General features: G+C 60.2%; 4 protein-coding genes and 2 pseudogenes. 3 read left to right on the plus strand and 3 right to left on the minus strand.

All coding sequences use genetic code 11. From position 1 onward, the window contains the following. The 3 genes and pseudogenes from ABX74_RS03025 to ABX74_RS03035 form a co-directional block, all read right to left on the minus strand. Nucleotides 1-114: pseudogene (locus ABX74_RS03025) on the minus strand (superoxide dismutase); the annotation flags it as partial. Continuing rightward, nucleotides 107-679 (minus strand): flavin reductase, encoded by a 573-nt coding sequence (locus ABX74_RS03030; RefSeq protein ID WP_021332083.1) that lies wholly within the window; start codon nucleotides 677-679, stop codon nucleotides 107-109. The pseudogene ABX74_RS03025 and the gene ABX74_RS03030, both read right to left, overlap by 8 nt. A 105-nt stretch (nucleotides 680-784) precedes the next feature. Further along, complete coding sequence (locus ABX74_RS03035) at nucleotides 785-1,630, minus strand: LLM class F420-dependent oxidoreductase (RefSeq protein WP_029256146.1); 846 nt, start codon at nucleotides 1,628-1,630, stop codon at nucleotides 785-787. A gap of 88 nt (nucleotides 1,631-1,718) precedes the next feature. Here ABX74_RS03035 and ABX74_RS03040 point away from each other — a divergent pair, with 88 nt between their 5' ends. The 3 genes and pseudogenes from ABX74_RS03040 to ABX74_RS03050 all read left to right on the plus strand — a co-directional run. Further along, a complete protein-coding gene (locus ABX74_RS03040) occupies nucleotides 1,719-2,630 on the plus strand; it encodes a class I SAM-dependent methyltransferase (RefSeq protein ID WP_047888195.1) in 912 nt (303 codons plus the stop codon). 244 nt (nucleotides 2,631-2,874) lie between these two features. Continuing rightward, a complete protein-coding gene (locus ABX74_RS03045) occupies nucleotides 2,875-3,732 on the plus strand; it encodes an ABC transporter permease (protein WP_047888196.1) in 858 nt (285 codons plus the stop codon). Beyond that, nucleotides 3,729-4,157, plus strand: a pseudogene (locus ABX74_RS03050) (glycine/betaine ABC transporter substrate-binding protein); the annotation flags it as partial. The gene ABX74_RS03045 and the pseudogene ABX74_RS03050, both read left to right, overlap by 4 nt.

Genomic DNA, 4,157 nt, shown 5'->3' on the forward strand with positions numbered 1-4,157 from the left:
CGCCACGTACGTGGCGTGGTGCTTGCTGTGGTGCAGTTCCATGATCTCGCCGGAGATGTGCGGTTCGAGTGCGGCGTAGTCGTAGTCCAGCTCGGGGAGAACGTATTCAGTCATGTGACATGCCTTCCTTTGAGGAAATGTTGTGAGACGAGAGATTTCGATAGGTTCGATCGTGATAGACGAGCGGCGCTGACACGTGCTGCGGATCGATGACGTCGACGACGCGCGCGGTGACAATCACTGCGGAGCCACACGTCGTGGCATTCAAGGGAACCGCCCGCAAGGCGTGGCCCGTGCCGTGCAGGAATGGTTCACCCGTCGACAGAAACGACCAGCGCATGTCGTCTCCGAAGCGCACAGCGCCGCGGGTCGCGAACGTGGCCGCCAGTCGCTCGTTCGCCGAATTTGCCAGGTGAACAACAAAACTGCTTGCGGAAGCAATGACGCTCGCAGAACCACGCAACGACTGCAGTGAGAACGCCAGAACTGCCGGATCGGCGCTGATCGAGATCACCGAAGACGACGTGATGCCGGCCGGGCCGTCATCGCCCGTCGCGGTGATGATCGAGACGCCGGCGGGATGATTTCGGAATGCCTCGACGAATGCGCTTCGGATGGACGGCGCCGAATCAACAGCGACATCCGAAACAGGTTGGGTGCCAACCAATTTTGTCGTCACACTTAGCACCTCTTCTGACTCGGGTTTTGCTGTCGTTGCACTGTCTTGTGCAATACCGACGTTAAAACCTCGAGTGCAGTTGAGGTCAAGGTGCTGTGGCGGACCTCACCGTCCGAGCTTGGCTGCCAGACGTTCCATGTATCCGACCACCTCTTCGGGGCTCTTGTCCGGAGTGCCGAACATCGCCTCCGTGACACCGATATCTGCCCAGTGGGCGAGCTTCTCCGGATCGGGTTTGCCTGCCAGGACGGTTATTTCAGGCTCGCCGACTCTACCTGCTTCGGCCCAGATCTTTCGGAGCAGTTCCACGTTTCCGTCGATCTCCTGCTCGATCGGTGTGGTGATCCACCCGTCGGCAGACTTTGCGATCCACTTGAAAGTCTTCTCGTTGCCGCCGCCGCCCAACATGATGGGAGGACGGGGCTTCTGAACGGGCTTGGGCCAGGCCCAACTAGGCCCGTACTTCACGAATTGGCCGTCGTACGAAGCTTCTTCCTTCGACCACAGTTCACCCATGGCTTCGAGATACTCCCGGAGTGCGGTCCGGCGTTTGTTGGGCGGTACGCCGTGGTCGGCGAGTTCCTCTGCATTCCAGCCGAATCCGACGCCGAAAACCACGCGTCCGCCGGAAAGATGGTCCAGCGATGCGATGGTTTTCGCGAGAGTGATCGGATCGTGCTCGAGCGGGAGGGCCACCGAGGTGCCCAATCGGATGGTGCTCGTGACCGACGCGGCGGTGCCGAGGGCAACCCAGGGGTCCAGTGTGCGCATGTAACGGTCGTCGGGCAATTCTGCCGACTGGGTTCCGGGGTGATCGGAATCCCTCGATACGGGGATGTGAGTGTGCTCCGGAACGTAGAAGGCGTCGAATCCATTCGCCTCCGCAGCCTTTGCTGCATCGGCAGGGCGGATGCCGCGATCACTGGTGAACAGGCTGAGTCCGTAGCGCACTGGTTCTCCTTCGATGGTCCGTCGAAAAACTGTAACCTGTTGCATCTTCGTTCGGATAGGTTTCCAGCCCAGTAAATCGATTGCCGACGTGACCGGGGGCGTGGTGAACTCGGGCGGAGTTGTTGTGGGCCGAGAGGTGGATGCAGTAGAGATGGATGCAGCGGAGATGAATCGGTTGTCGTGGAATGCGGCGACCGTCGCTCACAACAGTCACAAAGGTGACCAAGCACAATTCTTTCGCAACGGCGGGTCGACCTTGTTTCCGGAGGAAGTGGCGCTGCTCGGCGAGATCGACGGCTCCTCGATTCTTCATCTGCAGTGCAATTCCGGTCAGGATTCGTTGAGTTTGGCTGCTCTCGGTGCCGCGGTGACCGGCGTCGACATCTCGGATTCCGCGATCGACTTCGCGCGAACATTGTCTGCGGAATCCGGCATTGCCGCTGATTTCGAGCGAGCGGATGTATCTGCGTGGCTCCGAGATGCCGGCGCTACCGGGAGGAAGTTCGATCGAGTCTTCTCTTCGTACGGAACGGTGATCTGGTTACCCGATCTCGACGAGTGGGCCGAGGGGATTGCCGGTGTTCTGGCGCCGAACGGTCGATTCGTTCTGGTGGAGTTTCATCCGTTTGCCATGTGTTTCGACGAGAAGTGGTCGCTGACATACCCGTACGGAGGCGGGACTCCCGTGACCGAACCCGGTGGCGTTGGCGACTACGTGGCAGATTCAGCCGATCTCGTCTTGCCGGGCGCTCAGGGAGACGGAGTCGAGAACTTCGAAAATCCCTTCCCTTCATGTGAATTCAACTGGTCCATCGCCGAGGTGCTCGGCGCCCTGCGGCGTGCCGGATTGACGCTCGAGTCCTTCGACGAGTACCCGTACGCCAACGGTTGGCAAGGATTCGAGGAGATGGCAGAACTCGGCGGCAAGCGTTGGGGAGTCCCGGCCGGACGACCAGAGATACCGCTGATGTATTCGCTGTCTGTTCGCTTGGCCGACTGACGCCTATTTCCCCCGCATTTGCGGGTAATTGCAGACACAGGTAGTAATTACCCCCATGCCCACGACGCCACTGACACGACGCATCGCCGTCGACCTGTGCCGTCTTGGTGCCAACTGCTGTTGCTGTTGATTCCTTCCGACTCTCCTGAGTGAGAACGGCGCCGCTCTGTGCGCCTTCGCCCCTGCATGTGCGCTCGTTGCTGCATGTGTGCCGGAATTTTCCGTACGTCGAGGAAGAACAGCGATGTCGACTCCTGTCGAAGCAATAGAACCAACACCAGTCGCGGAACCGAACCGTGAGCCGCGTCGGCCGTGGACTTCGAGTGTGACCACTGTCGGACTGCCGGTGCTCTCAGTGATCGCATTCTTGGCCGTGTGGCAGGTCGCCGCGGCGAGCGGCACCTGGAGTGAGACCTTCGTGCCCTTTCCGAGCACGGTCTGGCATGCCTTCGTCAACACGATGACCACGCACGACGGAGTGCGTGGCTACCAGGGGTATTTGCTCTGGGAGCACCTCTACATGACGCTGCGACGGGTGCTGGTCGGTGTGATCATCGGCGTCGGATTGGGCGTGATCCTAGGTTTGGCAATGGGATCGGTGACATGGCTGCGGAGCCTGCTCGAACCGTGGTTGACCTTCCTGCGGGCACTGCCGCCCTTGGCGTACTTCTTCCTGCTGGTGATCTGGCTGGGAATCGACGAGGCGCCGAAGATCACGCTTCTGGCGTTGGCTGCGCTACCGCCGGCAGCAGTGGCCACCACAGCTGCTGTTGTCGCGGCACCCGTCGGGCTGGTCGAAGCTGCCAGGGCGCTGGGAGCCTCACGGGCACAAGTGATCCGAGACGTGGTTGTCCCGTCGGCGCTGCCTGAAACTTTCACGGGCATTCGCTTGTCGGTGGGTATGGCGTACTCGTCAGTTGTCGCGGCCGAATTGTTCAACGGCATCCCCGGAATCGGCGGAATGGTCAAGGATGCAAGCAATTACAACAACACTCCGGTAGTGCTGGTGGGGATCTTCGCCATCGGATTCTCCGGTTTGATCATCGACGGACTGTTGCGGGCTGCTGAGCGCCGCGCCGTTCCCTGGAGGGGAAAAGTATGACCGACAATAAGAAATATGGCAGCATTTCCGAGCCCAGCGGCAATCTGAAGCGCAACAGCAATCCGAACCGCAACGAGGGAAGGGCTTCCCGGACGGCGTTCACGGTGCTGATCGGCGTTCTTGCCCTTGTTCTCGGTGCGTGCTCGGTGGATCATTCGGGCCAGGATTCGTCCAAGGAAACGATCCGTATCGCTTACCAGTCGTTCCCGAGCGGCGACTTGATAGTCAAGAACAATCGCTGGCTCGAAGACGCACTGCCCGAGTACAACGTGAAGTGGACGAAGTTCGATTCGGGAGCCGACATCAACACCGCCTTCATCGCCGGTGAAATCGATTTCGGCGCAATCGGTTCGAGTCCGGTTGCTCGTGGCCTCTCGGCACCGCTGAACATTCCGTACCAGGTCGCGTTTGTTCTCGACGTGGCC

The sequence above is a fragment of the Rhodococcus sp. ARP2 genome (genome assembly GCF_001029585.1).
GTDB lineage: Bacteria > Actinomycetota > Actinomycetes > Mycobacteriales > Mycobacteriaceae > Rhodococcus_F > Rhodococcus_F erythropolis.